This window comes from Bradyrhizobium sp. SEMIA (assembly GCF_014844175.1).
Lineage (GTDB): Bacteria > Pseudomonadota > Alphaproteobacteria > Rhizobiales > Xanthobacteraceae > Bradyrhizobium > Bradyrhizobium arachidis.
In genome coordinates, this window is sequence record NZ_CP046601.1 from 1,431,369 (window position 1) to 1,457,655 (window position 26,287).

Here is a 26,287-nt window from a genome sequence, read left to right on the forward strand (position 1 = left end):
CCGCGAGCTCCGATCCTAGCGCCCCATCTGCGAGGGCAGCCAGAGGATGATGGACGGGAACGCCACCAGGATCGCGATTGCAATCAGGTGCGCGATGAAATGCGGGAAGGTGCCGTGGAACACCTCGGCCACCGGCCGCTTGGCGTAGCGGGCGACGATGAAGCAGTTCAGCCCGACCGGCGGCGTGATCATGCCGACCTCGGCGGTGACGATCTTGATGACGCCGAACCAGATCGGATCGAAGCCGAGCGTCTTGATCAGCGGCAGCACGATCGGCACGGTCAGCACCAGGATCGCGATCTGATCCATGAAGGAGCCGAGCACGATATAGCCGCACAGGATCAGCGTGATGATCACCCAGCGCGAGGTCGGCAAGCTGCCGATCCAGGCGACGAGATCCTGCGTTACATGGGTGAGCGTGAAGAAGTAGCCGAAGATCGAGGCACCGACGAGGATCATGATGATCATGCAGGTGCCGTGGCAGGCGCGCAGCAGCGTCTTGTAGAGCGAGGTCGGCGTGATCTTGCCCTTGACGATCGCGAGCAGGAAGGCGCCGAACGCACCGAAGGCCGAGGCCTCGGTCGGCGTCGCGACGCCGAGATAGATCGTGCCTGTGACGATCGAGAACAACACCACCATCGGCGAGACTTGCCACAGCAGCGCGAACTTTTCGCGCCACGGCACCGACTTCGCGGCGGGTGCGCGCGAAGGATCCTGCCAGACCAGGAAATAGATCGTGGCCATGATGGTGATGGTGACGAGGATCGCCGGGATGATGCCGCTGATCAGCAGCTTGCCGATGTTGACCTCGGCGAGCAGGCCGAAGATGACGAGCGCGACGCTGGTCGGCAGCAGCATCGACAGCGTGCCCGAGATCGCGACTACGCCGGCGGCCATCTTGGGCTCATAGCCCTGGCGGATCATTGCGGGCAGGCTGGTCGAGGACAGCGTCGCCGCCGAAGCCGTCGAGGTGCCGCAGATCGCGCCGAAACCGGCGCCGGCGAGCGCGGTCGCCATGCCGAGGCCGCCGGGGATGCGGCCGACCCAGGCTGATGCGGTCTTGAACAGATCATCCGCGACGCCCGACAGCAGCACGAGGTCCGCCATCAGGAGGAACATCGGGATGGTGATCAGCTCATAGGACGAGACGGTCGAGAGCGGTGCGGTCTGCAAGATGCCGAACAGCGTGGACCAGCCGCCGACCATGACGAGGCCGACCGAGCCGGAAAAGGCCATGGCGAAGCCGACGGGGGTGCCGAGCGCGAGCAGGCCGAACAGCAGGGCGAGAACGATGAAAGGTGTCATGGAGGCCTGCCGTTACTCGAAGCTGCGTGCTTCGCCGACGCCGGTCACCGGCGGCAGCGGATAGAGATCGCGGCCGCTGACGAGGCTCAGCACATTGCCGACGAGCTGAAGCACCAGCCGCAGCACCAGCACGCCGCAGCCGAACGGCACCAGCGCCGCCGAGATCCAGGTCGGCCAGGGGATCGCACCCGAGAGCACGTCGTGCTGCTCGTAATTCTCCAGAGCACGCTCGAAGCCGACCTTGCAGATCAGGATGAACACGAACAGGCCGGCGAGCGCCGTGACGATCTCGGACAGCCGCCGCCCCGTCGGCGAGAACCTCGACAGCAGGATGTCGACGCCGACATGGGCATGCTCGCGCAGGCCGTCAGAGAGCGTGAAGAAGAACACGCCGGCGAGCAGATAGAGCCCGATCAGGTCGTAGGTGAAGGCAAACGGGCTGTTCAGCGCATAGCGCATGAACACGTCGGTCACCACCAGCAGCATGATCACGAACAGGAACACCACCGCGATCACCGTCAGCGCGCGCTCCAGCGCGCCGAGCACTTGCCCCGCCCGTTCGATCACTTCGCGCCTCCCTCTTCGTTTTGGGATTACTTGCTGCCCGCGGCGAGCAAGTCGTCGAACTCCTTCAACGCGGCAGAAGCCTGCTTGCCGCGGCTGTCGAGCCCGCTCGCCCACTCCTTGCCGACACCCTTGAGCTTGTCCTTGATCTCGGCGCGCGTCGCCTCCGGCAGCGGATCGAAGCTGACACCTTCGTCCTGCATGTGCTTCTTGGTGACTTCGCCTTCCTTGTCGACGTCGGCACAGGCTTTTGGCGTGATCGCCTCCGAGGCCTCGTTCATCGCCTTCTTCACGTCGTCGGGCAGCTTGTCCCAGACCGACTGGTTGATCGAGTAAGCGACGATGAAGCTGCCGAAGCTGACGCCTTCGGTGGCGTGCTTGACCAGCTTGTCGAGGCCGTAGGACACGACGCTGTCGAGCGGGAACAAGAGACCATCCATGGTGCCGCGCGACAGCGACTCATAGGCATCGGGCGCGGCCATGCGCACCGGCACGGCATTGAGTGCACGCAGCGTCAGATCCTGCGCGCCGCCCGTGGTGCGCAGCTTCAGGCCCTGCATATCCTTGGTGGTATCCACCTTCGACTTGACGGTCCACACCTGATAGGGCGGCAGCACCACGGCCATCAGCAGCTTGATCTTGTTCGGCGCGTATTCCTGTTTGGCCAAGATGCCTTCGCGCGCGGTCTTCCAGTAAGCGAGCGTGCCCTGGCAGCTGGTCGCGAACGCGCCTGGCAATTGCGCGACTTCCGACAGCGGCATCTTGTCGGAAACATAGGACGGCCCGATGTAGCCGATGTCGACCACGCCGGACTGTGTCAGGCGCAGCATGTCGGCGGCCTTGCCGATCTGCTGGTTCGGATAATAGGTGAAGGTCACCGCGCCATTGGTGCGCTTGGTGACGTCGTCCATCCAGGGCTTGAGCAGCAGGCGAACGAGGTAATGACCGGCGGGGAAAGAGTCGGCGACCTTCAGCTCGATCGCCTGCGCCGACATCGTCGAGACCGGCAGCGAAAGCGCGAGCGCGGCTGCAGCCCAGACCAGGTTCTTCTTCATTTGGTTCTCCTTGACGCGTCCCCACGCCGAAGGCGGCAGCGGTCTGCTGCGGCACCGTCCGGCCCTCACTCCATTTCTTGCTTGGGGAAAATGTACATATACGTGAATTTATCTGTCAAGTATATGAACTACGCATAGAGCTATGCGCCGCACGGGGACGGCGGCGAATTGACACCGACGATTTATGAATTCTAACTCCACATATGTGAATTCATTCAACGGGGACCTATGGGACCGCTCGCCGGCTTCACCATTCTCGACCTGACCTCGGTGCTGATGGGCCCCTACGGCACCCAGGTGCTGGCGGACATGGGCGCTGATGTCATCAAGGTCGAAAGCCCCGAGGGCGACATCGTTCGCCAGATCGGGCCGGGCCGCACGCCCGGCATGGGCGGGATGTTCCACAACGCCAATCGCGGCAAGCGCAGCATCGTGCTCGACCTCAAGAAGGCGAAAGGCCGCGACACGCTGCTGCGGCTGGCGAGGAGCGCCAACGCGCTCGTCTACAATGTACGTCCGCAGGCGATGGCGCGGCTCGGTCTCGACTATGAGACGCTGGCCGCGATCAATCCCGCCCTCGTCTATGTCGGCGCATTCGGCTACGGCCAGTCCGGCCCCTATGCGGCCAAGCCTGCCTATGACGATCTGATCCAGGGCGCCGCCACCATTCCGACGCTGTTAGCTGCCGCCGGCGACGGCACGCCGCGCTATGTCCCGGTCACCATCGCCGACCGCATCGTCGGGCTGATGATGGTCAATGCGATCATGGGCGGGCTGATGCACCAGCAGCGCACCGGCCAGGGCCAGCGCATCGACGTGCCGATGTTCGAATCCATGGCGGAATTCGTGCTGGTCGATCACCTCGGCGGTCTCACCTACAATCCGCCACTCGACCATGGCGGCTACGCCCGCCTGCTCTCGCGCTATCGCCGCCCCTACAAGACCAGCGACGGCTATCTCTGCGTGCTGATCTACAACGACAAGCACTGGCGCAGCTTCTTCGAGGCGATCGGGCAGCCGCATTTCCTGGAGCAGCCGCGCTTCGCCAACCACGCGGCGCGCACCAAGCATATCGACGAGATCTACGAGGAGATCGGCCAGATCTTCTTGACGCGCACGACGGCGGAATGGCGCGAGCTGCTCGAGCGCGCCGATATCCCGGTGATGCCGATGCATACGCTGGAAACCATCCTGGACGATCCGCACCTCAAGGCGACCGGCTTCTTCAGGACCGTCGATCACCCCGTTGAGGGGCGCATCCGCCAGATGCGGGTGCCCTCGACCTGGAGCGTGACCCAGCCGGAAGCCGCCGGTCCCGCGCCGACGCTCGGCCAGCACGGCCGCGACATTTTGCGCGAGGCCGGCTTCTCGACTGAGGAGATCGAGCAGCTCGCAGAGCAAAAAGCAGTTCACCTGGCCGCGCCGCCCTAAAGGCAGCGCGGGCCAAATCGCAAGACGCAGGGAGGAAACCGCGATGGCCGGACTTTATTTCGAAGACTTTTCGGTGGGCCAGGAGTTCAGGCATCCGCTGACCCGGACCGTCACGGAGATGGACAACACCATGTTCAGCCTGCTGACGCTCAACCCGCAGCCGCTGCATATCGACGCGCATTTCTCCGAAAAGACCGAATTCGGCCAGCGCATTTTCAACAGCCTTTACACCCTCGGCATCATGATCGGCATGACGGTCTATGATACGACCTTGGGTACCACCGTCGCCAATCTCGGCATGACCGACGTCACCTTTCCGAAACCGGTCTTCCATGGCGACACGTTGCGGGCGACGACAAAGGTGCTCTCGGTGCGGGAATCCAAATCGCGGCCCAAGGCCGGCATCGTCGAGTTCGAGCACCATGCTCTGAACCAGAACGATGACATCGTTGGCAGATGCCGCCGCATGGCGCTGATGCACAAGAGGCCGGTCTGATGCGTTCGATGCTGTTCGTGCCGGGCGATTCCCCGCGCAAATTCGAGAAGGCGAGCGAAGGCAAGGCCGACGCGCTGATCATCGATCTCGAGGATTCCGTCGTCACCGAGAAGAAGCCGGAGGCGCGCGGGCTCACGCTGGCGATGCTGAAGAGCCGTCCCGGCCCGCATCAGCTCTATGTCCGTGTCAACGCGCTCGACACCGGCATGACGCTTGCCGATCTCGCCGCGGTGATGCCGGGCAGACCCGACGGCATCGTGCTGCCGAAATCGCAAGGCGGCGACGACGTGCGGCAGATCGCGACCTGGCTCGAAGCTTTGGAAGCGGCATCCGGCATCACGGTCGGCGCGACGCGCATCGTCTGCGTTGCGACCGAGACCGCGAGTTCGATCTTCGGGCTCGGCAGCTACAAGGGCTGCTCCTCTCGCCTCGCCGGCTTGATGTGGGGCGCGGAAGATCTCTCCGCTTCGCTCGGTGCGACCGAAAAGGCCTCGGGCGGCGTGTTCCATAGCCCCTATCGCCTCGCGCGCGATCTTTGCCTGATGGCGGCCGCCGCGGCCGAGGTCGCACCGATCGACACCGTCTACACCGACATCGACAACCTCGCGGGCCTCGAGCAGGAAACGCGCGCGGCGCGGCGCGACGGGTTTTCGGCGAAGGCGCTGATCCATCCCAAGCATGTCGACGTCGTCAACGCGGCGTTCGAACCAACCGAGGCCGAGCGCAGCTGGGCGGAGAAGGTGATCGCGGCATTCGCCAGCAATCCCAACTCCGGCACGCTGCGGCTCGACGGCCAGATGATCGACAAGCCGCATCTTCGCGCCGCGAAGAAGATCCTCGGCCAGCCCTAGCAGGACGCAGCGCCACCATGATCGTTCGCCAAGCCGCAAACGTCCTGGAGATCATGGAATTCTTCGCGCAAACGAGGAAGCCGGCGACGCTTGCCGAGATCGCCGATCATTTCGGCTGGCCGCGCTCGTCGACCTTCAACCTGCTCGCGACGCTGTCGGAGAAAGGCTATCTCTACGAGCCGCGGCCGCGCGCCGGCTTCTATCCGACGCCGCGGTGGCTGGCGATGGCGCGGATGATCTCGGAGGTCGAGCCGCTGCCGCCGTGGACGCATCAGCTGATTGCCGATCTCTCTGCCGAGACCGGCGAGACCGCCTCGATCGTGGCGCCGGCTGGCGTGATGGCGGTGTTCATCGACGTCGTCGAGTCCAAGGCCGCGATCCGCTATTTCGCGACCATCGGCCACCGCGTGCCGATCCACGCCACCGCGAGCGGCCGCGCGCTGCTGCTGCAATATTCGCAGGAAGAGCGCGACTCCGTCTATCGCAAGATCGAGTTCAAGCAGTACGGCCCCTCGACGCCGATCAGCATCGAGGCCGTCGAGACCGAGCTGCGCAACTCGATCTCGCGCGGTTACTGCCAGAGTTTTGCGGACTACAGCCGCGACCTCGCCGGCGCGGCGATCCCGCTGCCGATCGGCGATCGCAGGCTTTCGGTCGTCGTTGCGGGACCGGAGTTTCGGATTGGGCCGAAGGTGCCGGAGGTTGCCGCGCTGATCGCGCGGACGGTCGACCGGCTGCGGCCGAAGACCACCGCGGCTTAGATTTTTTTTGAATTGAATCAAACTGCGACCGCATCGGCAGTGCGCCCCCTCGCCCCGTTCTTACGGGGGCGCGACGAGCTTCGCTCGCGCTGAGAGGTTTGGGGTCAGGGGCCTCTCTCCACACGAGAAATCGTCGAAAGACCTGTACCCCCTCACCCGAATTCGATCTGCGATCGAATTCGACCTCTCCCCGCAGGCGGGGAGAGGTGAAGCCGCGCCAGCCTTAATCGAAGCCCTGAACGGGCGGCGTCGTGGTCTCTGCCGGCGCCGCAGGCGCAGCTTGAGCCGGCTGCACCGCCGGAGCGGCTTGCACCGGCGGATTGCTTGCAGCTCTCATCTGACCGCTGGCTTCCATCGCCTGGCGCGTGCGCGGCGGAGCGGTGGTCGCAGCCACCGGGGTCGCCTCGCGTCGTGACGGCGGCCGATGTCTTGCTGACCGCGAACCTTTCACGCCCCATGACCGCGCGATCGAAGGTCCTGCGGTATAGCCGATCACCGCGCCCGCGACGGCACCGACCGGGCCGAGCACGACGGCGCCGGACACGGCGCCTATCGCCGCAGACCCCGCGCGCTCCTGCGCAACGGCGCTTGCCGGCACGCCGGCCAGCAGCACGATGGCAGTGATCAAAGCTTTGTTCATCGGAGCGCCTCCCTCACGGGAGATCACTCTTATGCAAATATGGCCTCAGCAGGTTTGTCCGTGGCCCAATACGGGGCAATCGCGGATGGAACTCCGGCAATTCAGAGGCTGCACACGCTAGGGCGCTACCTTGTCGCCAGTAAATCCGTTGCCGTCGAGCGCGCGACGGACCGTGCCATCCGCCTTGGCCTCATCCAGGAAATGCGCGGCCCAGACTTTTGCTGCGGCCTTGCCCTTGGGAACAACGACGACAACACCGGTCGACTGAATCACCTCGTCCAGTACTTTGGTACCGGGCAGCTTTCGCGACAGATCCTCCAACGCGCCCATACCCATCGCCAGCGCATCGAGCTCGCCCTTGCCGATCAGCTCAGCCGCCTCTTCCGGCTTCACGAACTTGGTCAGCTTGGCCTGCTTGAGCGACTTCTCGACCGTGCGTGACGTCGAGGTCCCCTCGACGCAGCCGACCCGCATGCCGGCGCGATCGACATCCGCGACGGAGCGGATGTCCGATCCGGCGCGAATGAGATAGCCGCTCATATAGGCGACGTAGGCAGGGCCCTGATCCACGAACTGCTCGCGCTTGACGTCCGCGGGCATGAAGGAGAGATCCCAGACGTCCTTGCTGCTCGCGGCGGCAATCTCGTCGGAGCTTTGGTATTCGACGAGCTGCAGCGGAACGTGCAGCTTGTCGGCGGCGGCCTTGGCGAGCTCGACGGTGACGCCGCGCGGCTTGCCCGTCGAAGGATCGCGCGTCGTCCAGAACGCAGAGGCGGCGGGACCGACGGCCACCGCCACGCGCAGCATTCCTGTGGGTGCGACGTCGCTGGGACCTTCGGCCTTTGCAATCGCGACAGCAAAGGCGAGGCTCAACGTGGCGATCACGGCATGTCGCAACATGTGCACCTCCGGGCGCAAAAGATCGACTAAATCGATTAGACGATCTTGATCGACATATCAGGCAAGCCCTCGAGCTTGCACAGCAGCACGTCGCCCTTCACCACCGGGCCGACATTCTCCGGCGTGCCGGAATAGATGATGTCGCCGGCCTTGAGCTCGAACGCTTCCGACAGCTTCGCGATCTGCTCGGCGACGCTCCAGATCATCTTGCTGAGATCCGAGCTCTGTTTCACCGTGCCGTTGATCGCGAGCGAGATCGCGCCCTTCTCGAAATGGCCGGTCTTGCTGGCGGGATGGATCGGGCCGATCACCGCGGCGTGGTCGAAGCTCTTGCCGATCTCCCAGGGCTTCTTCTCGGCGGCCATGCCGTTCTGGAGATCGCGCCGGGTCATGTCGAGGCCGAGCGCGTAGCCGTAGACATGCTCGAGCGCCTTGTCGGCCGGGATGTTGGTGCCGCCGGATTTCAGCGCGGCGACCAGCTCGACCTCGTGATGATAGTTCTTGGTCAGCGAGGGATAGGGGTGGTCGGCGACCTCGCCGATCGCGACGTTCTGGATCGCATCGGTCGGCTTCTGGAAGAAGAACGGCGGCTCGCGGTTCGGATCGGAGCCGCGCTCGATCGCGTGCGCGGCATAGTTGCGGCCGATGCAATAGATGCGGCGGACCTGGAACACCTGGGTTTCGCCGACGATCGGGATCGTCACCATCGGCACCGCGAACATCGGCTTCGGTCCGGCCTGCGCCGCGGCAGGCGCGGTCTCAGCGAGGCCCGCCGCGGTCATCGCGGCTGCGGCCGTGAGCACGTTACGTCGTGAGGTCTTGGTCATCGTCATATTTCCTGGCTTGGGCATTCGTTTCCTGCGTGGCTATTCATAGGGCGAAACACTCAATGGGCCAATGGATCGGGCCGCATCTGCACCTTGTAGACTTTTGGCGAGGACTCCTTGCCGCCCTCCCCGTGGAAGCTCGCGCGCGTTCCGGTCGTGCTCCAGAGGCCGCGGCCCTTCCAGCCGGTATTGGGGTCATCGATCCGGCCGTCGACGTTCTTGGTGAAGAAGCCGAGCGGATAGGGATTGCGCAGGTTCACCAGCTCGCCGTTGACCAGTGCCAGCAGCGACTCGCTGCCGTTGGCGCTTGCGATCGGCACGTTGGCGCCGAGGCCGAACGTGTTGTAGCGATCCACCCAGACGTAATAGGCATGATTGGCGCTGCCGCTGCTATCGAGACCCTTGAACTGCGGCCCGGGCATGCGCCACGTCTTCCAACCTTCCGGACATTGCTTGCCGTCCGCGGTCGTCGGTCCGTTCAACGGACCCTTGCAGAGCTTGCGATCAAAGCTCGCGAGATGTCCGCTGGACAATACTGTCCAAACCACACCGTCGATGCCGATGTCGAGACCGCGCGGACCGAACGTGCCCTCCGGCGGCTGGTACACTTCGGACAATGCGGTGTTAGCGGGATCCGGCCCGGGCGTGACGCGCACGATGTAGCCGGGCTGGTCGATGCGGGAGAAGCCGCGATCCATCGCCTGGCCCCAGATCGCGTCGTCGACCGGGCTCGGCATGATGCCGTAGAAGGAAGCCGCGATGCGCTTGTCCTTGGCCGGATCGACCGGGTCCTTGTGCTCGACATAGGCATCGCGCTTGCCATTGCCGTTGGTGTCGATGATCAGCGGCGTCCAGCCCTGCGATTTTACGTCATCGAGAGTCTCGCGGTACAGCCTGGTGTTGAGCCACCCGACGAGTCCCCCTCCGAGGCCGGGGCCGCCGGAGCTGGTCCACAGCGTTTGGTTGGCATCATCGTCGAAATAAAGATGATGGGTGGTGAAGCAGGTGTTGATCAGGTCCCATTTGCCAGTCGCTGGATCGAACCGTGACAACTGGCGCAACGAGGTTGTCTGCGGCGCGACTTTCGCCGACGGCAAATCCGAGCCCTGTTTGCAGTAATCGGGATTGGCGGGCGGGCGCAGGCGCGCCGTAAACCAGACCTTACCCTGCTCGTCCATCATCACATTATGGATGCTGGTGTGCCCGTCCCAGATCGGTTCGTCGCCCCAATAGGCGGACGGTCCGCGCGGCGCGTCAGTCGAGGACGGCGTGTTCGGATCGAGATAGGGATGCTTGATGGTGCCCGCGACGTTCTTCACCGGATCTAGCGTCGGCACGAGATCGGAGCTCTCCTCCGACGATCCGTAGATCAGGCCATTTGCGTTCACGCGCGGGTCGCGCTTGTCGGTCGAGATCGCATCGTGCTGATAGCGCGTCGGCGCGGCCCAGTCCCACATCGTGAACACGACGTTGCGCTCGATGCCCTTGGGTCGCTCGGGCTTGGCGAACGGCAATTCGCCGGCCGCGATGCGGTCGGTCCATTTCGAGAAGAGATCATAGACCTTTTCCGGACCCATGCTGGCGAGCACCGTCGCCATGTATTCCTGGGCCTGGCCGGCCTGGGTGCGGACCGCCCACGCAGTATGGGAATCGTAGCCATCGGTGAACATTTTCGGGATTTCGCGGATGCCGCGCGTGCCGAGCGCGTGGCAGGACTGACACATGTTCTTGACCGTATCGACCCACTGGGCCTGCGACTTCATGGTCTCCGGCATCTTGTTGCCCTTGTCGCCGGTGCCGGGAAATTCCTCCGGCTTGGGGATGTCCAGCATCGAATACCAATACATGCCCGGATAGTTCTGCGCGTCCTGCTTCGGCGAAGCCGCAGCGGCCTTGAAGTCCAGCACCTTGCCCGGCCGGGTCTCCTGCTGGGCCGTGTCCTGCAAGCCGTAGCCGCGGACCCAGACCTTGTAGTTGGCGGCGGGAAGATCGGGAATGACGAACCGGCCCTGATCGTCGGTGACCACCACCTTGGCGTATTTGGTCGGCAGGTCTCTTGTCTCGGCAATCACCCAGACGCCGGCCTCGGCGCCTTTGTCGCCCATCACCTGGCCGCCGATGTCATTTGCGGAGATCTCGACATTTGCCGCCATGGCGGCGCCAGCGTGCAGCAGCGCGATCGCACTGACGCAGCCGGCAAGTGTTCGCCTCAAGCTCATCGTTCCTCCCTTTCGTTCTCATTCTCGTCCGGGCCTCTTGGCGGGCCTGTTCGGACCAGTTTCTCACGTCTTAAGTCGATCGAAGAACTCCCGAACTTTTCGCGCGCAGACGTCCGGATCGGTGGCCGCGACGTGATAGGAATCGCCGGGCAGCACTTCCAGCTTCGAGCCCGGAATCGTCTCCTGCCACGCCTTCACCGAGGCAACGTCGCCCAGACCCGAGCCGGTGGTGGTGATCACCAGCGCCGGACGCGTGATCGACGGAAGCTCGCCGGTGACGTCGACCGTCGGCACCATCTGGAGGAACGCCTCTAGCGTCGAGGCCTTGGTCTTCGACATCAGATTGATCCACCAGTCGAGCGCTGCGGGCGGCAGCGACGAGCCGAGCCGGCCGGCCGTCGTCTCGCGCACCCAGGCCTCCACGCCCTGCTCGCGGATCTGCTTGCGCCAGGTCGGCGCGCGCTCGTTGAACGAAGTCAGCGAGGCCGGCGCACCGACCGCGGCAACCGCAATCACGCGATCCGGGTGCTTTGCGGTGAGATGCATCGCCAGCGTGCCGCCGATCTTGCCCCCCACCAGGAAGACGCGATCGAGCTTCAGCGCGTCCAGCATCCGGATGATGTCGTCGCCGAGGCCTGCGAAGCGATAGACGTAATCGCCCTGCATCGGCGTCGAATCGCCATAGCCGCGCAGATCAGGCCGCACCACCAGATGATGCGTCGCGAAGTACGGTACCCAGCGGCGGAACGCCTCGCCGCTTTCGGCGAGCCCGTGCAGCATCACGACCGGCGGCTTGGTGTCCCAGGGCAGCAGATAATCGTCGATGCGAACTGCAAGCTCGCAATCCTCGCCGACACCGATCTTCCTGAGTTCGCTAGCCATCAGATACACCTCGTTCCACCGCCATCGACATTGATGCAGGTACCAGTAATGAAGGACGCGCGGTCTGAACAGAGGAACGCGACGATGCCGGATACTTCATGCGGCTGCCCGACTCGGCCGAGCGGCACCGAGGCGATCGCAGCGGCATTGGTCGCGCCCTGATCCTGCCCCGAGATCGCGGCTCCCTGCGAGATCAGGCTGTCCCAGCGATCGGTCTGCACCGGTCCGGGATTGACGCCGGTGACCAGCACATTGTCGGGCGCGCATTCCTCGGCGAGCGCCAGTGTGAAGTTGAGCAGCGCCGCGTTGACCGCGCCGCCCGCCATATAGGCCGCGCGGGGTTGATGCCCGCTGCGGCCGATGATGTTGATCACCCGGCCCCAGCGCCGGTCCCGCATTTCCGGCAGGACGTTACGCGCGCAACGCATATAACCGAGCAGTTTCAGCTCGATCGACTTGGCCCAGGTCGCATCCGGCGTCTCCGCGATCCGGCCCATCGGAGAGGCGCCGGCATTGTTGACGAGGATGTCGATACGGCCGAAGGCCTCGCGCGCGATGTCCATCGCGCGGGCGATATCGTCGGGCTTGGTCATGTCGCCGGCGCAGGCGATGACACGCTTGCCGGTGTCGCGCGATATCCCCTGCGCCGATGCGGCAAGCCGCTCCGCATCGCGCGCGACGATCACGACGTGCGCCTGCTCGCGCGAAAGCTCGGCGGCAATGGCACGGCCGATGCCGATGCTGCCGCCGGTCACGACGGCAACCTTGCCGCCCAGATTGAGATCCATGACGCTACCCTAATCCACCGTGGCGCCGGAGGCCTTGACGAGCTTGCCCCATTTCGCGGTTTCGTCCGTCATGAACTGCCCGAAGGCGGGACCGAAGACGGTGCCGGGCTCGGCCCCGAGCTCGGCCAGGCGCTTCTTGACGTCAGGCATCTTCAGAATCATCTCGAGCTCGCCGCTCAGCTTGGCGAGCGCAGGCTCAGGCGTCTTCGCCGGCGCCACCAATCCGAACCAGGACGAAGCCTCGAAGCCCGGAACGGTATCGGCGACCGTGGGCACGTCGGGCAACGCTTCCGCCCGCTTGGCACCTGCGACCGCGATCGCGTTGATGGCCTTGCCCTGAACCTGTGGCAGCACGGCCGGCATGTTGTCGAACATGAACGGGATCTGCCCTGCGAGCAGATCGTTCATCGCCGGCGCCGCGCCACGATAGGGCACGTGGACGATGTCGATGCCGGCCATGCTCTTGAGCAGCTCGCCGGCGAGATGGTTGGTCGAGCCGATGCCCGACGAGCCGAAATTCAGCGCGCCGGGCTTGGCCTTGGCCAATGCGATCAGCTCGCCGACATTCTTGGCGGGCACCGAGGGATTGACCACCAGCACGATCGGCACGGAGGCGATCAGCGCCACCGGCGCAAAGGCTCTGGCGGGATCGAACGGCAGCTTCTTGTAGAGCGAGCCGTTGATCGTCAGCGGCGGCGGCGCGGTCAGCAGCAGGGTGTAGCCGTCGGGCTCGGCGCTCGCGACCGCCTCGGCACCGATATTGCCGCCGGCGCCGCCGCGATTCTCCACTAGGAAAGTCTGGCCGTTCCGCTCGGTCAGCTTCTGCGCGACGATGCGGGCGATGATGTCGTTGGAGCCGCCGGCCGGGAACGGCACGATGATCTTGACGGGGCGGGAGGGATAATCCTGCGCAGCCGCAAGGCCGGAGACTAGGACGGCCGCGCAGGCGGCCAGAAAGGTGCGTCGCATGACCCCGCGCATGGGCATTTCCTCGATTGTTGTCTTGTTGTTGATTGTCTCGTCACGCCGTCAGCAATGGCCTCAACTTTGCGACGTCGTCAAGCCGTTCGAGACTGCCGATCTGCTCGATCAGCTTCTCGGACTTCTCGGCGCCCAGCACCGGCGTCATCAGGTCCCGCGTCTTCACCGCGACGGCTTCGGTGCTCAGCGGATTCTCCTTGGTGCCGGGCGGATATTTCGTGAAGTGCTCCACCTTCCTGCCATCGGTCAATGTCACCTCGACGACAGCGCCGCGCGGGGCGGCAGGATCCATCAGCGCCTTGTCGCCGGCCAGCGTCACCTTGGCGCGCTGCTCCAGGATTTTTGCATCACGCATCAGCGCGACGTCATGGCTGTCGTTGAACGACACCGCGCCCTTGACCAGCGCGACCGCGACGAGGTGCTGGCAATTGACGTCAGGCATCGCGCTGTCGCCCACGATCCCCATCGCATCGGTCGGCAGCTTGACCAGGATGCTACGGACGTTGTCTGGCGTGAGGCTGTGCTGCTTGCGCAAGGTCAGCGTCGCATCCAGCGGCGACTGGATGGGATAGCCGACCGAGAAGGTCTTGATCGCGGTCTCCGTGACATAGAAGCGCTTGCCGAGATCCTTCACCATCTCCTCCGGCTTCGGATCGGTCGAGAGCGCGATGAAGAGATTGTGGGTGCCGTCGAGGACGTCGTCGACCCCGGTCAGGCCATTCTTGACCATGTCGACGGCCATCACACCGTTGCGGGCGCCCATGCCGGCGAAGTCGAACGCCTTCTCGATGTGGTCGTGATCCTTCACCCAGCTCCACAGGCCGGAGACCTGCTGCGACGAATAGGAGATCGCATAGCGCATTCCCTTCTCGTCGAGCTGCGCCAGCGCCGCCGCCGCACCGAGTGCGCCGAAGGTCGAGGATGTCCCTTCCGCGCTCCGGTGCGAGCCGCGCACGAGATCGGGCCCCAGCGCCATCAGCAGGCGGCATGTCAGGTCGTAGCCGAGCGCGACCGCACGAATGACGTCCTGCCCGCTGCGATGCTCCCGCTCGCCGAATGCGAGCGCGGCGGGCACCACCGAGCATCCCGGATGCGCCTTGGTCACCGGCTCGAAATCGTCGGTCTCGTCGGCATGGGCGCACATCGCGTTCGCCAGCGCCGCGTTGACCGCCGTGGTGCGGAAATCCGAGCCGACCACGGAAGCCTGCGCGTCGCCGCCGAGCGTGCGGACATATTTCAGCGCCATCTCGCCCGGCTTCATCCGCGAGCCCGACACCATCGCGCCGAGCGTATCGAGAATGCGGTGCTTGCATTCGCGCAGCACCTGTTCGGGCAGCTCCTGGTCACGCGCGGCGACCATGTAGCGGGCGAGCTGCTCCGTCACGCCGGGACCGGCCGCGAAGGCCGCACGGCCGCCGGCGGCGGCCAGAGCGGCGACCGAGCCGGCGGATTGCAGGAAACGACGGCGTGACGGCATTGGCTTCTCCTCGATCAGACCGCGACCGACATCTTGGCGATCTCCGCCGCGCTCGGCAGGTTCTCGACATTCCAGCATGCGTCCATCACGCGCCGGATCGCGGCAGCGGGAATGACGCCGTCGGCGAGGTCGGAGAACTTGGTCTCGAGCTGCTTGTCGGTCATCGGCACCTCGACGCTGCCGATCGCGTGCTCAATGTAGCGGTTCAGCTTGCGGCCGTCCTTGAGCACGATGGTGAGATCGACCTGCTCCGGCTTGATGCCCGGTGTGATGACCGGATTGACCTTAGCCCGCAGCGCGACGACGGTCGGATCGGTCACCGCACGGTCGCTGAACTGCTTCTCGCCGCCGGCGCCCTCGACGATCGCCACCGCGACCGCGTGATAGATGCTGAACTTGCCTTCGAGACCCTGCTTCGGCGTCTTCTTGCCGGTGAGCTCCAGCACCAGCGGATGGACCTTGAGGTCGACGCGCTCGATCTGGTCCGCGGTCAGCTTGCTCTCGTTGCGGAGCTGGATCGCCGCATCGATCGCCGGATGCATGACGATGCCGCAGGCGAACGGCTTATAGGTGTTGAGCGCGGCCTCGTAGCGCTTGCCGAGGTCGCCCAAAATCTCGTTGTAGTCCTGCTTGGTGCTGATGGTGTTGGCCCAGCCGCGCTTGGCCTCGATCATGGCGTCGGAGGAGGTAAAGTTCTTCGAGGCCAGGATGGCCGCAAAGATGCCGCTGGAGGCGGCGCGGCCCGGATTGAAGCTCTTGTTCATCGAGCCGAAGGATTCGCGCAGGCCCACCGGCTGGGATGCGGCAAGACCGAGCGCCCAGGTCATTTGCTGCTCGTTCAGCTTGAGCAGCTTGCCGACGGCCGCGGCCGAGCCGAACACGCCGGCCGTGCCGGTGATGTGCCAGCCGACGTCATAATGGTTCGGGTAGACCGAGTTGCCGATCCGGCATTCGGTCTCGACGCCGAGCACCAGCGCGTTCAAAAACTCCCTGCCGGAGACCGGCTGCAGTTCCGACAGCGCGAGGATGGCCGACGCCACGGGGCCTGCGGGATGGATGATCGTCTTCAGATGGGTGTCGTCATAGTCGAAGATGTGGCTCGACACGCCGTTGATGAAAGCCGCGTTCATGATGTCGAACCGCTCCCGCCGGCCGAACAGTGAGGCCTGCTGCGGCCCCGAGAACGGGCCGAGCGCGGACACCGCGATATCGACCGTCTCATGGTGCGAGCCGCCGATGGCGACGCCGACCCAGTTGAGCAGCGTGCGCACGCCTTCTTTTCGAACATTGGCCGGCAGGTCGTCATAGCTTGCGGTAACGAGATAATGCGCCAATGCGCGCGTCACCTCCTTGGGCGGGGAGGCCGCGGGCGCAGCGGCCGGAGCCTGAGCGAAAGCGACATTGGTGCCGGCGGCGGCGAGCGGCAGCGCGGCTGCCGCCTGGAGCAGCGTCCTGCGATCAGTGTGCATAGGCAGCCTCCTTGACCTTGATCGAGACCAGCTGCGCCGCGAGGCGAACAGCGCTTTCGAGCGCGCCGGTCTTGGCGATACCCGTGCCGACGATGTCGAACGCGGTGCCGTGCGACGGGGTGGTGAACACGGTCTCCAGCCCCGCGGTGACGGTGACGCCGCGGTTGAAGCCGCGCAGCTTGGTCGCGATCTGGCCCTGGTCGTGATACATCGCGACCACGCTGTCGAACTCACCGGCGAAGGCGCGGATATAGACGGTGTCGGCGGGATAAGGCCCGGTGCAGGCGATGCCGGTCTTGGCGGCGGCCTCGACCGTGGGACGGATCATCTCGATCTCGTCGCGGCCGAACAGGCCGTTCTCGCCGGCATGCGGATTGAGCGCCGCGACCGCGATGCGCGGCTTGGCGACGCCAGCCCTCTTCATCATGCGATCGACCAGCTCGATCGCATCTGTGATGCTGGCCGGGTTGATGCCGTCGAGCGCCTCGCGCAAGGACTGATGCCCGGTGACGCGCGACATCCACTGGCCGTCCAGCACGTTCATCTCGGAGAAGTAACTGGTGTGACCGAGCAGGCTCGCGAACATCTTGTGCTCGTCGGGGAACTTCCAGCCGCCGTCGAACATCGCGCGCTTGTTGAGCGGCGCAAAGGTGATGGCATCGACCTCGCCGTCCTTGGAGAAATCGATCGCGCGCGACAGCGTCTCGCCCGTCAGCCGGCCGGATTCGGCGCTGGCCTTGCCGATCAGGAACTTTGCGGGATCGGTATTGCCCAAGTCGACGAGCTGCACCGTGCCGCGGCCCCAATTGGCGGCTTTGGGCGATGAGATCCGCTCGATCTTCAGCTTCACGCCGGCATGCTCCATGCCCATCTCGAGCACGCGGGCATCGCCGACTACGACGAGGCGCGCGGCGTCCGCAAGCCTGTCATCGGAGAGGATGCGCGCGACCTGTTCGGGGCCAATGCCGGTGCAGTCGCCCGGCGTCAGCGCGATGACGGGCAGTTGATTGGTGTTGGTAGCCATACTGAAGACCTTGGATCCTTACTTCACTGTTTGGATTTGAGCGGCGGACTGAGCCCAGTCGTCGCGGTTGAATTCGCCATCCCATTTCGCGACCACGATGGCGGCGACGGCATTGCCGATCGTGTTGGTGATGGCGCGGGCCAGCGACATGAAACGGTCGATGCCGAGCAGCAGCCGCGACCACGGTCGCCGCGAGCGCTGCGAACGCACCGCCGGTGACGCCGGCCGCGCCCTTGCTGGTGAACAGCATCACAACGAACAGGCTGAGCTGCTGCGCGGCCGTCAGCTCGATGCCGTAGACCTGGGCGACGAAGATGGTCGAGAGCGGCAGCGTCAGCGCGACGCCGTCGAGATTGAAGGAATAGCCGGAGGGAATGACGAGGCCCGCCACAGCGCGCCCGACGCCGGCCTTCGGCAGCTTCTCCATCATGCCGGGGATGGCGGTTTCTGACGACGAGGTGCCCAGCACGACCAGCAGCTCGGTGCGGAGCAGGCGCAGCAGGTCCATCAGGCGAATGCCGGCGAGGCGGCAGATGGTGCCGAGGATGACGAAGATGAAGAACGCCATCATCGCCCAGGCGGTGCCGACCAGCAGTGCGAGCGCATAGAGGGTGGCGGCGCCGAATTTTGCGACCGTGAACGCCATGGCGCCGAACGCGCCGATCGGGGCCAGCGCCACCACGACATGAACGACGCTGAAGACCAGCTCGGTCACGCGTTCCAGGCCGGTGCGCAGCGGCGCGGCCTTGTCGCCGAGCAGCAGGAGGCCGATGCCGCACAGAAGCGCGAGCACGAGAACCTGGAGCACATCGCCGGCCGTGAACGCGCCGACGAAGCTTTCCGGGATCATGTGCTGGATGTAGGCGGACAGCGATCCAACATGGGCCTGCTGATAGCGCGCAACGGTCTCGGCCTGCTGCGCGGTGGCGTGCGCGACGCCCGCGCCGGGCTGCACCCAGCGCACCACGACGAAGCTGATCAGCAGGCACAGGGTCGTCACGGCTTCGAAATAGACGAAGGCCTTGAGCCCGATGCGGCCCACCGCCTTCATGTCGCCGACCTGCGCGATGCCGGTGACCACGACCAGGAAGATCAACGGCGCGATCGTCATCTTGATCAGCGAGATGAAGGCATCGCCGAGCGGCTTGAAGTCGACGGCAACGCTCGGAGCCAGGAAGCCGAACAGCGCGCCGAGCGCGGCGCCGGCGACCACCAGGACATATGGCTCGCGCCAGAGCGGCTTGCGGCGGCGTTCGGAAACCGGGGTCGACAGCGGCTCAGACAGCGGCGTTGCGGCAATCTGCAATTTCGTTTCCTCCAACGGCATCTTCGCGCCATGCAGGGATGGCGCTTTGTTCTTGTCTTGCTATGCCGTTTACATTGGACCAGCGGCGTGGCAGGCGCTAATGCCGTATCGGTATGATTTGAGGACAAAACGTTATTATGGACCTGATCTGGCTGGAGGACTTCCTTGCCATCGCCGAGGAGGGCGGGTTCTCCCGCGCCGCCGAGCGACGGCATGTGACCCAGCCGGCGCTGAGCCGCCGCATCAGGTCGCTCGAGGAGTGGCTGGGCACGCCGCTGTTCGAGCGCTCGACCCACACGATCACGCTCACCGCCGCCGGCGAGAGTTTTCGTCCCGTCGCGGAGGATGTGCTGCGCCGGATTCTGGTCGGACGCGAGGAGGCGCTCGAGGTGGCGCGGCTGAAAGCCGAGACCATCACCTTCGCGGCCACGCATTCGCTGTCGCAGGCCTTCTTTCCGGAATGGATCCGCAACTCCGACGGCGCTCGGGCCGGCTCGGCCGTGCAGCTCGTCGCTTCCAATTTTGCCGGCTGCGAAAAACTGCTGCTGGATGCGCAGGCGCATTTCATGCTGGCGCACTACCATCCCTCGTTGGTGAGCCGGCTCGACATGGACCGCTTCCAGCGCATCGATCTCACCACCGACATTCTGATCCCGATCAGCGCGCCGGCCGCCAAATCTGGAACCACCAAGTCTGGCCGTAACGGACGCAGCGGCAAGAAGGCCCAAGCCCGCTACGCCCTGCCCGGCGCATCCGGCGCGCCGCTGCCCTATCTCGCCTACCACCCCGGCTCGGGCGTGGGCCGGCTCGTCACCTCGTTCCTGGCGACGAAGGATCCGGCGGCCTGGCTCGTCCCGGGCTTCGCCGCGCCGGTGATGCTGCTGGTCGACATGGCACGCGAAGGACGCGGCGTGACGTGGGCGCCGATGAGCCTCGTCCGCGCCGATCTCGACAGCGGCCGCCTATTGCGCGCCGGCGGCGCTGAATGGGACATTCCGATCAGCGTCTCGCTGTTCCGCACGCGGGCCCGCATGACCCGGGCGGCCGAGAACTTCTGGAGCGCGGTGCGCAAGGGCCGGCCCGGCGGGAAATCCATCTCGGCCGCGCCGCGGACAAGGTGACGGCGCCTCTAATCAAGTCGACTGTTAAGCTGTTTCGGCAGCGAATGCTGCAGGTCGGCTTCCTCGCCGCAATGACGGGCACGGTCCACGCCGAGATATCGATCGCGCCCGCAGAGCTAAAAGCGATCAGCAAGATCGACGTACGCTTCCAGTCCTACAACATCGAGATGGTGGAGGTGACCGGCGGACGGTTCTGGAAGCCCTATGCGCAAGGAGGCGGTCGCAGCGATCGCTACGCTTATCGACCGCCGATCGATCTCGCCAATACGCGATTGCGCAAGCTCGCCGCAGCACTCGGGCCGGCCTATTTGCGCGTGAGCGGCACCTGGGCGAATGCGACCTTTTTCGCCGACACCGACGATCCTCCGGTCGCACCGCCCGCCGGCTTCGACACCGTGCTCAGCCGCACGCAATGGCGCGGCGTCGTCGACTTCGCGCGCGTCGCCGATGCGGAGATCGTGACGTCTTTCGGCGTCAGTCCCGGCAGCCGCGACACTGACGGCGCCTGGACGCCGGATCAGGCACAGCGCCTCGTCGATTTCACGCGGTCGCTGGGCAGCCGCATTGCTGCCGCCGAGTTCATGAACGAGCCGACGCTCGCGGCGAACAATGGCCCGCCGGCGGGATATGACGCCAATGCCTATGGCCGCGACTTCAAGATCTTTCACACATGGATGAAGCGCGCATCGCCCGAGACGTTGATCGCTGGGCCTGGCTCCGTCGGCGACTCCGCCTCCTCTTCCGCCACCGGCATCAACACGCGCGATCTGCTCGCCGCATCGGGCCCGGGGCTCGATCGCGTCTCCTATCACCATTACAACACGCTCTCGCCCCGCTGCGGCGTGTACGACGATCCGGCCCAGACGCTATCCGAGGACTGGTTGTCGCGAACCGACGTCGCGCTCGCCGTCTACCGCGGCCTGCGCGACCAGTTCGAGCCGGGCAAACCGATCTGGCTGACGGAGACCGCGGATGCCGCCTGCGGCGGCAATCTGTGGGACGCGACCTTTCTCGACGGCTTTCGCTATCTCGACCAGCTCGGTCGCCTGGCCAGAGCCGGCGTGCAGGTGGTGATGCACAACACGCTTGCGGCGAGCGACTACGGCTTGCTCGACGAAAAGACGTTTCGGCCACGGCCGAACTACTGGGCCGCACTGCTATGGCATCGCCTGATGGGCACAACCGTACTCGACGCAGGCATGACCTCGACGCGCACCGTTCACGCCTATGCGCATTGTCATCCCACGGTGAAAGGTGCGGCGTCCGTCCTCCTCATCAACACGTCGCAACATGAACCGCACGCCGCAACGCTGGCCGCGCAGGCCGAGCGCTATATGCTTCGGGCGCGCCGCCTCCAGAGCGCGAGCGTGCAGTTGAACGGCACGACGCTCGCCTTGACCGACGGCGACGATCTGCCCCGCCTTACGCCGCGAGCTGTACCCGCGGGCCGGATCCGCCTGCCGCCCGCCAGCATCACCTTTCTGGTGATGCGGGACGCCGCCGCCTGCCGCTGAGTGATTTCAGGATTTCAGCGCATCGCGCGCCGTCTCCGGCGCCATCAAGGTCGCGATGATCGTGATGATCGACAGCGCGATGATGTAGACAGACACGGCCCAGTACGAGCCGGCCCATGCCAGCAGCGCCGTTGCGATCAGCGGCGAGAAGCCGCCGCTGATGGCGGCTGCCACATTGGCTCCGAGCGATGCGCCGCTGTAGCGAACCTGGGTGCGGAACAATTCCGGCATGAAGGCGGCCTTCGGCCCGAAAAGCAGCGCATGCGTCAGCGTCATCGTGACCACGAGTGCGAGCGTGATCAGCGCCGGCTCCTTGGTGTCGAGGAACCAGAACAGCGGAAACGCCAGCGCCACCGAGAACACGCCGCCGGCGAGATAGAGCGCCTTGCGGCCAAAAATGTCGGAGAGCCAGCCGGCCAGCGGCAGCGTCGCAAACTCGACGATCGCGGCATAGACCACCGCGTTCAGGATCACCTGCCGCGGCAGGCCGAGCTTCGTGGTGGCATAAACGACTGTGAAGACGGTGAGGAGATAGGCAAGGCCCACCTCCGACACCGTGATGCCGATCGCGAGCAGAAAGCTGCGCCAGTCGCGGCGGAGCACTTCCCACACCGGCTGCGCCAGCACTTCCTTGCGCTCCACGACCTCCTTGAAGTGCGGCGTCTCCGCGAGCTTGAGCCGCACGATGAAGCCGACGCCGACCAGCAAGATGCTGATCCAGAACGGCACGCGCCAGCCCCAGCTCAAAAAGTCCGCCTCGGGCAGCTGCGTCATCAGGCCGAAGATGCCGGTGGAGGCGGCGACACCGACGGGAAAGCCGATCTGGACCAGGCTGCCATAGAAGCCGCGGCGATTGCCGGCATGCTCGATCACCATCACCACCGCGCCGCTCCATTCACCCCCGAGCCCGATGCCCTGGATGAAGCGCAGGATGATGAGCAGGATCGGCGCCCACACACCAATCTGGCTATAGGTCGGCAGGCAGCCGATCAGGAAGGTGCCGAGCCCCATCGCGATCATGGTCGCGACCAGCATCTTCTTGCGCCCGAGCCGGTCGCCGTAATGCCCGATGATCGCGCCGCCGATCGGCCGCGCCACGAAACCGACCGCGTAGGTCGAGAATGCCGCGAGCGTGCCGACAAAGGGATCGAAGCTCGGGAAGAACAGCTTGTTGAGCACCAACGCGGCCGCCGTGCCGTAGATCAGGAAGTCGTACCACTCGATCGCGGTGCCGAGCGCGCTCGCCCATACCACATGCGCCGTCGTCGATTTCTCCGCCGAAGCAGAGACCCCCGCTGCTGCCGTCATTGCCACGCCCCACAGATTCCGGGGAGCATCATGGCCAATCGCGATGATGGTTGCAACCTGCGGGAGCAATTGTTCGCTCTCGTGCCGCCGACGCTGCGCAGCGTCATTGCGAGGACGAAGCAATCCAGACTGCCGCCGCGGAGAAAGTCTGGATTGCTTCGCGGAGCCTGTCATCGGGCCGCGCTTCGCGCGGACCCGGTGGCTCGCAATGACGGGCGTGGCGACATTTGTACGCATCTCCGCACCATCGTCCCGGTGGCCATGGAACCCAGTCCAGCCGTTATTCGCCATTGACAAACTCGTTCGCCAATATCTAACTTATCTCCAGAACAACTGGTCGCGCCAGGCGGCCGATAAAAGAGAGGGAACGACGATGAGAGGGCTTTTGGCCTGCGCCATGCTCGCAGCCATGACTTCTTCTGCCATGATCACAGCTGCAACCGCGCAAGTCTCCGACGACGCCGTGCGCATCGGCGTACTGACGGATCTGTCGAGCTGGGGCCGCGACAACTCTGGGCCGGGCTCGGTCGAGGCCGCAAAAATGGCGGTGGAGGAGTTCGGTCCGACCGTGCTCGGCAAGCCGATCGAGATCATCAGCGCCGACCACCAGATGAAGACCGACGTCGGCGTGCAGATCGTGCGCGGCTGGTTCGACAACGGCAAGGTCGATGCCGTTGTCGACATCCCCAATTCCGGCATCGCCATCGCCGTGCACAATATGGTGCGCGAGCGCAACAAGATCGCCCTGCTTTCCGGCCCCGGCGCGAGCTCGCTGACCGACGAGCTGTGCAGCCCGAACACGGTGCACTTTACCTACGACACCTACGCGCTGTCGAAGGTGACGGCGTCCGCCGTGATCAAGGAAGGCGGAAAGTCCTGGTACTTCATCACCGCCGACTACGCCTTCGGCCAGCAGCTCGAGAAGGACGCGACGCGCTTCATCAACGAGATGGGCGGCAAGGTGCTCGGCGGCGTCAAGCATCCGACCAACACCGCGGATTTTTCGTCCTTCGCGTTGCAGGCGCAGAGCTCGAAATCCGATGTCGTCGCCTTCGCCAATGCCGGCCAGGATACCGACAACGCGATCAAGCAGTCCGGCGAGTTCGGCCTCGTCCAGGGCGGTCAGAAGCTCGTGGGCTTGCTCATGTTCGACACCGACGTGCATGCGATCGGGTTGAAGGCCGCACAGGGCACCTACATGACCACGGCCTCCTACTGGAACATGGACGAGGCGACCCGTGCCTGGTCCAAGAAGTTCTACGAGCGCACCAATGTCATGCCGACCATGATCCAGACCGGCGTCTATGGCTCGGTGCTACATTATCTCAAGGCCATCAAGGCGGCCGGCACCGACGATCCGGCCAAGGTCATGGCCAAGATGCGCGAGCTGCCGATCGAGGATACTTTCGTGCATGGCGGCAAGTTGCGCGAGGACGGCCGCGTCATCCGCGATATGTATCTCGCCAAGGTGAAAACGCCCGAGCAGTCCAAGGAGCCCTGGGACTATCTGGAGATCGTCAAGACCGTGAAGGGCGAGGACGCCTTCCGCCCGGTCTCCGAATCCAAATGCCCGCTGCTGAAGAAGTGAGGTGAGACATGGCCGGCAACGAGCGCAACGCAAGCGAAACATACGAGTGCGATGTGCTCGTGGCCGGATCGGGCTGCTCCGGCATGTCGGCCGCGATAACCGCGCGCTACCGTGGCCTCGACGTGCTGATCGTCGAGAAAGAGCCGCGCTTCGGCGGCACCACCGCCCGCTCCGGCGGCTGGCTGTGGATCCCCGGCACATCGCTGGCAAAGGCTTATGGCATCACGGAGACGCCGGACCAGGCGCGCACCTACTTGCGCCACGAGGCCGGCAACAATTACGACGCGGCGCGTGTCGATGCGTTCCTGAGCGCCGGCCCCGAGGCAGTCGACTTCTTCACGAGCAAGACGGCGCTCCGTTTCGACATGCCGCTGGTCTTCCCCGACTATCACGCCGAAGCGCCCGGCGGCGCGCAGGGCGGCCGCTCCATGGTGGCGCGACCGTTCGACGGCCGCGAGCTCGGCGACCAGATCAAGTCGCTCGGCATGCCCCTACCCGAGCTCACCGTGTTCGGCATGATGCTGGGAAGCGGCAAGGAGATCATCCACTTCATGCGCGTGACGAAGTCGCTGACGTCGGCGGTCTATGTCGCCAAGCGGCTTTCGCGGCATCTCATGGACGTGATGCGCTACGGCCGCGGCATGACGCTGACCAACGGCAATGCGCTCGCCGGGCGTCTCGCGAAGTCGGCGCAGGATTTGAAGATTCCGATGTGGCTGTCCTCGCCGGTGCGCGAGCTGACGGTCGAGAACGGCGCTGTCACAGGCGCGATCGTGTCGCGTGAGGGCCGCAACGTGCGCGTCCGCGCGCGGCAGGGCGTCGTGCTCGCCTGCGGCGGTTTTCCGCATGACGTCGAACGTCGCAAAAAGATGTTTCCGCATGCGCCGACCGGCGTTGAGCATTTTTCGCCGGGACCGACCGGAAATACCGGCGACGGCCTCCGCCTTGCTGAAAGCGCTGGCGGACATGTCGAGGATCGCCTGCCGAACGCGGCGGCGTGGGTGCCGGTGTCGCTGACCACGCGCAAGGACGGATCCAAGGGCGTGATGCCGCATTTCATCGACCGCGCCAAACCCGGCGTGATCGCGGTGATGCGCGACGGCAAGCGCTTCGCCAACGAAGGCAATTCCTATCACGACTTCGTCCAAGCCATGATCAAGGCTGCCAAGCCCGGCGAGGAGATCGCAGCCTATCTCGTGTGCGATCACCAGACGCTGCGCAAATACGGCCTCGGCTGCGTGCCGCCGTTCCCGATGCCGCTGGGTCATCACCTCGATACCGGTTATCTCATGCGCGGCGACACGCTCGAAGCGCTGGCCGCAAAGGCCGGCATCGATGCCGAGGCGTTCGCCGAGACCGTCAGGCAGTTCAATGCGACCGCGCCGCTGGGCCACGACGCCGCCTTCGGCAAGGGCTCAAAAGCCTATAACCGCTACCAGGGCGACGCCATGCATGGTCCCAATCCCTGCATCGCGCCGATCGAGAACGGCCCGTTCTATGCCATCAAGATGGTGATCGGCGATCTCGGCACCTATGCCGGCATCGTCACCGACGAGAACGCGCAGGCGCTCGACGCCGAGGGCCGGGTGATTCCCGGCCTCTATGCCGCCGGCAACGATATGGCGAGCATCATGGGCGGCAATTATCCCGGCGCCGGCATCACGCTTGGGCCGGCGCTGACCTTCGGCTACATTGCCGGCCGTCATCTCGCCGACAGCGCCGCCAAGCGCGACGCGGCGTAGAGCATGATCCGGAAAAGTGTGCAGCGGTTTTCCGAAGA

General features: G+C 65.0%; 23 protein-coding genes. 8 read left to right on the forward strand and 15 right to left on the reverse strand.

Annotated features, from left to right (window positions below; genetic code table 11):
* Positions 1–15: 15 nt before the first annotated feature.
* The 3 genes from FOM02_RS06820 to dctP are packed head-to-tail and all read right to left on the reverse strand — an operon-like array spanning position 16 to position 2,924.
* Positions 16–1,305, reverse strand: coding sequence for a TRAP transporter large permease (locus FOM02_RS06820; protein ID WP_027560842.1), 1,290 nt, complete (start codon positions 1,303–1,305; stop codon positions 16–18).
* A 12-nt stretch (positions 1,306–1,317) separates the two neighbouring features.
* Positions 1,318–1,872, reverse strand: coding sequence for a TRAP transporter small permease (locus tag FOM02_RS06825; RefSeq protein WP_027560843.1), 555 nt, complete (start codon positions 1,870–1,872; stop codon positions 1,318–1,320).
* A gap of 26 nt (positions 1,873–1,898) precedes the next feature.
* Positions 1,899–2,924, reverse strand: a complete 1,026-nt coding sequence (gene dctP / locus FOM02_RS06830) for a TRAP transporter substrate-binding protein DctP (protein WP_027560844.1) — start codon at positions 2,922–2,924, stop codon at positions 1,899–1,901.
* Positions 2,925–3,152: 228 nt separating this feature from the next.
* On the opposite strand from dctP, the gene FOM02_RS06835 reads away from it, so the two are divergent.
* The 4 genes from FOM02_RS06835 to FOM02_RS06850 are packed head-to-tail and all read left to right on the forward strand — an operon-like array spanning position 3,153 to position 6,463.
* A complete protein-coding gene (locus FOM02_RS06835) occupies positions 3,153–4,355 on the forward strand; it encodes a CaiB/BaiF CoA transferase family protein (RefSeq protein WP_027560845.1) in 1,203 nt (400 codons plus the stop codon).
* 16 nt (positions 4,356–4,371) lie between these two features.
* A complete protein-coding gene (locus FOM02_RS06840) occupies positions 4,372–4,851 on the forward strand; it encodes a MaoC family dehydratase (protein ID WP_347336527.1) in 480 nt (159 codons plus the stop codon).
* The gene (locus tag FOM02_RS06845; protein ID WP_027560847.1) at positions 4,851–5,702 is read left to right on the forward strand and encodes an HpcH/HpaI aldolase/citrate lyase family protein; all 852 of its coding nucleotides are present in this window, start codon (positions 4,851–4,853) and stop codon (positions 5,700–5,702) included. The genes FOM02_RS06840 and FOM02_RS06845 overlap by 1 nt, the downstream gene beginning before the upstream one ends.
* A gap of 17 nt (positions 5,703–5,719) precedes the next feature.
* Positions 5,720–6,463 (forward strand): IclR family transcriptional regulator, encoded by a 744-nt coding sequence (locus tag FOM02_RS06850; protein WP_027560848.1) that lies wholly within the window; start codon positions 5,720–5,722, stop codon positions 6,461–6,463.
* A gap of 223 nt (positions 6,464–6,686) precedes the next feature.
* Here FOM02_RS06850 and FOM02_RS06855 read toward each other — a convergent pair whose 3' ends face one another.
* From FOM02_RS06855 to FOM02_RS06905, 11 genes are all read right to left on the reverse strand, one after another.
* Complete coding sequence (locus FOM02_RS06855; protein WP_035729270.1) at positions 6,687–7,103, reverse strand: hypothetical protein; 417 nt, start codon at positions 7,101–7,103, stop codon at positions 6,687–6,689.
* A gap of 117 nt (positions 7,104–7,220) precedes the next feature.
* Positions 7,221–8,003, reverse strand: a complete 783-nt coding sequence (locus FOM02_RS06860; protein ID WP_027560850.1) for a transporter substrate-binding domain-containing protein — start codon at positions 8,001–8,003, stop codon at positions 7,221–7,223.
* A gap of 35 nt (positions 8,004–8,038) precedes the next feature.
* The gene (locus FOM02_RS06865; protein WP_027560851.1) at positions 8,039–8,830 is read right to left on the reverse strand and encodes a fumarylacetoacetate hydrolase family protein; all 792 of its coding nucleotides are present in this window, start codon (positions 8,828–8,830) and stop codon (positions 8,039–8,041) included.
* Positions 8,831–8,889: 59 nt separating this feature from the next.
* Positions 8,890–11,049 carry a carboxypeptidase-like regulatory domain-containing protein gene (locus FOM02_RS06870; RefSeq protein WP_027560852.1) on the reverse strand — a complete coding sequence of 720 codons (2,160 nt, stop codon included), beginning with the start codon at positions 11,047–11,049 and terminating at the stop codon, positions 8,890–8,892.
* Positions 11,050–11,112: 63 nt separating this feature from the next.
* Positions 11,113–11,931, reverse strand: a complete 819-nt coding sequence (locus FOM02_RS06875; RefSeq protein WP_027560853.1) for an alpha/beta fold hydrolase — start codon at positions 11,929–11,931, stop codon at positions 11,113–11,115.
* Entirely contained in the window at positions 11,931–12,719 is a 789-nt protein-coding gene (locus tag FOM02_RS06880; RefSeq protein ID WP_027560854.1) for an SDR family NAD(P)-dependent oxidoreductase, read from the reverse strand. Before FOM02_RS06880 ends, FOM02_RS06875 begins: the two co-directional genes overlap by 1 nt.
* 9 nt (positions 12,720–12,728) lie before the next feature.
* Complete coding sequence (locus tag FOM02_RS06885) at positions 12,729–13,700, reverse strand: Bug family tripartite tricarboxylate transporter substrate binding protein (RefSeq protein WP_027560855.1); 972 nt, start codon at positions 13,698–13,700, stop codon at positions 12,729–12,731.
* Between the two features lie 40 nt (positions 13,701–13,740).
* Positions 13,741–15,177 carry an MmgE/PrpD family protein gene (locus FOM02_RS06890; protein WP_027560856.1) on the reverse strand — a complete coding sequence of 479 codons (1,437 nt, stop codon included), beginning with the start codon at positions 15,175–15,177 and terminating at the stop codon, positions 13,741–13,743.
* Positions 15,178–15,191: 14 nt separating this feature from the next.
* On the reverse strand, positions 15,192–16,646 hold the full coding sequence (locus tag FOM02_RS06895) for an MmgE/PrpD family protein (RefSeq protein ID WP_265441511.1): 1,455 nt from the start codon (positions 16,644–16,646) through the stop codon (positions 15,192–15,194).
* Positions 16,636–17,670: a PdxA family dehydrogenase gene (locus tag FOM02_RS06900; RefSeq protein WP_027560858.1), complete on the reverse strand. Its 1,035-nt coding sequence runs from the start codon at positions 17,668–17,670 to the stop codon at positions 16,636–16,638. The genes FOM02_RS06895 and FOM02_RS06900 overlap by 11 nt, the downstream gene beginning before the upstream one ends.
* Positions 17,573–18,976, reverse strand: coding sequence for a cation:dicarboxylate symporter family transporter (locus FOM02_RS06905; protein ID WP_265441512.1), 1,404 nt, complete (start codon positions 18,974–18,976; stop codon positions 17,573–17,575). Before FOM02_RS06905 ends, FOM02_RS06900 begins: the two co-directional genes overlap by 98 nt.
* Positions 18,977–19,113: 137 nt before the next feature.
* On the opposite strand from FOM02_RS06905, the gene FOM02_RS06910 reads away from it, so the two are divergent.
* Positions 19,114–20,097, forward strand: coding sequence for a LysR family transcriptional regulator (locus FOM02_RS06910; protein ID WP_027560860.1), 984 nt, complete (start codon positions 19,114–19,116; stop codon positions 20,095–20,097).
* A gap of 44 nt (positions 20,098–20,141) precedes the next feature.
* Positions 20,142–21,611, forward strand: a complete 1,470-nt coding sequence (locus FOM02_RS06915; RefSeq protein ID WP_035729267.1) for a hypothetical protein — start codon at positions 20,142–20,144, stop codon at positions 21,609–21,611.
* Between the two features lie 6 nt (positions 21,612–21,617).
* Here the strand turns inward: FOM02_RS06915 and FOM02_RS06920 are convergent, their stop codons facing one another.
* Positions 21,618–22,919 carry an MFS transporter gene (locus FOM02_RS06920; RefSeq protein ID WP_027560862.1) on the reverse strand — a complete coding sequence of 434 codons (1,302 nt, stop codon included), beginning with the start codon at positions 22,917–22,919 and terminating at the stop codon, positions 21,618–21,620.
* A 373-nt stretch (positions 22,920–23,292) separates the two neighbouring features.
* On the opposite strand from FOM02_RS06920, the gene FOM02_RS06925 reads away from it, so the two are divergent.
* Together FOM02_RS06925 and FOM02_RS06930 are read left to right on the forward strand one after the other, a co-directional pair.
* Positions 23,293–24,507, forward strand: a complete 1,215-nt coding sequence (locus tag FOM02_RS06925) for an ABC transporter substrate-binding protein (RefSeq protein ID WP_027560863.1) — start codon at positions 23,293–23,295, stop codon at positions 24,505–24,507.
* An 8-nt stretch (positions 24,508–24,515) separates the two neighbouring features.
* Positions 24,516–26,249: an FAD-dependent oxidoreductase gene (locus FOM02_RS06930; protein WP_027560864.1), complete on the forward strand. Its 1,734-nt coding sequence runs from the start codon at positions 24,516–24,518 to the stop codon at positions 26,247–26,249.
* Positions 26,250–26,287: the final 38 nt, after the last annotated feature.

Bases quoted from the DNA above. Each gene is read 5' to 3' on its own strand.
- FOM02_RS06920 (WP_027560862.1), bottom strand. From the start codon at position 22,919: ATGACGGCAGCAGCGGGGGTCTCTGCTTCGGCGGAGAAATCGACGACG.
- FOM02_RS06875 (WP_027560853.1), bottom strand. From the start codon at position 11,931: ATGGCTAGCGAACTCAGGAAGATCGGTGTCGGCGAGGATTGCGAGCTT.
- FOM02_RS06835 (WP_027560845.1), top strand. From the start codon at position 3,153: ATGGGACCGCTCGCCGGCTTCACCATTCTCGACCTGACCTCGGTGCTG.
- FOM02_RS06925 (WP_027560863.1), top strand. From the start codon at position 23,293: ATGAGAGGGCTTTTGGCCTGCGCCATGCTCGCAGCCATGACTTCTTCT.
- FOM02_RS06880 (WP_027560854.1), bottom strand. From the start codon at position 12,719: ATGGATCTCAATCTGGGCGGCAAGGTTGCCGTCGTGACCGGCGGCAGC.
- FOM02_RS06850 (WP_027560848.1), top strand. From the start codon at position 5,720: ATGATCGTTCGCCAAGCCGCAAACGTCCTGGAGATCATGGAATTCTTC.
- FOM02_RS06885 (WP_027560855.1), bottom strand. From the start codon at position 13,700: ATGCGCGGGGTCATGCGACGCACCTTTCTGGCCGCCTGCGCGGCCGTC.
- FOM02_RS06870 (WP_027560852.1), bottom strand. From the start codon at position 11,049: ATGAGCTTGAGGCGAACACTTGCCGGCTGCGTCAGTGCGATCGCGCTG.
- FOM02_RS06930 (WP_027560864.1), top strand. From the start codon at position 24,516: ATGGCCGGCAACGAGCGCAACGCAAGCGAAACATACGAGTGCGATGTG.
- FOM02_RS06860 (WP_027560850.1), bottom strand. From the start codon at position 8,003: ATGTTGCGACATGCCGTGATCGCCACGTTGAGCCTCGCCTTTGCTGTC.
- FOM02_RS06845 (WP_027560847.1), top strand. From the start codon at position 4,851: ATGCGTTCGATGCTGTTCGTGCCGGGCGATTCCCCGCGCAAATTCGAG.
- dctP (WP_027560844.1), bottom strand. From the start codon at position 2,924: ATGAAGAAGAACCTGGTCTGGGCTGCAGCCGCGCTCGCGCTTTCGCTG.
- FOM02_RS06915 (WP_035729267.1), top strand. From the start codon at position 20,142: ATGCTGCAGGTCGGCTTCCTCGCCGCAATGACGGGCACGGTCCACGCC.
- FOM02_RS06895 (WP_265441511.1), bottom strand. From the start codon at position 16,646: ATGCACACTGATCGCAGGACGCTGCTCCAGGCGGCAGCCGCGCTGCCG.
- FOM02_RS06900 (WP_027560858.1), bottom strand. From the start codon at position 17,670: ATGGCTACCAACACCAATCAACTGCCCGTCATCGCGCTGACGCCGGGC.
- FOM02_RS06855 (WP_035729270.1), bottom strand. From the start codon at position 7,103: ATGAACAAAGCTTTGATCACTGCCATCGTGCTGCTGGCCGGCGTGCCG.
- FOM02_RS06890 (WP_027560856.1), bottom strand. From the start codon at position 15,177: ATGCCGTCACGCCGTCGTTTCCTGCAATCCGCCGGCTCGGTCGCCGCT.
- FOM02_RS06910 (WP_027560860.1), top strand. From the start codon at position 19,114: ATGGACCTGATCTGGCTGGAGGACTTCCTTGCCATCGCCGAGGAGGGC.
- FOM02_RS06820 (WP_027560842.1), bottom strand. From the start codon at position 1,305: ATGACACCTTTCATCGTTCTCGCCCTGCTGTTCGGCCTGCTCGCGCTC.
- FOM02_RS06865 (WP_027560851.1), bottom strand. From the start codon at position 8,830: ATGACCAAGACCTCACGACGTAACGTGCTCACGGCCGCAGCCGCGATG.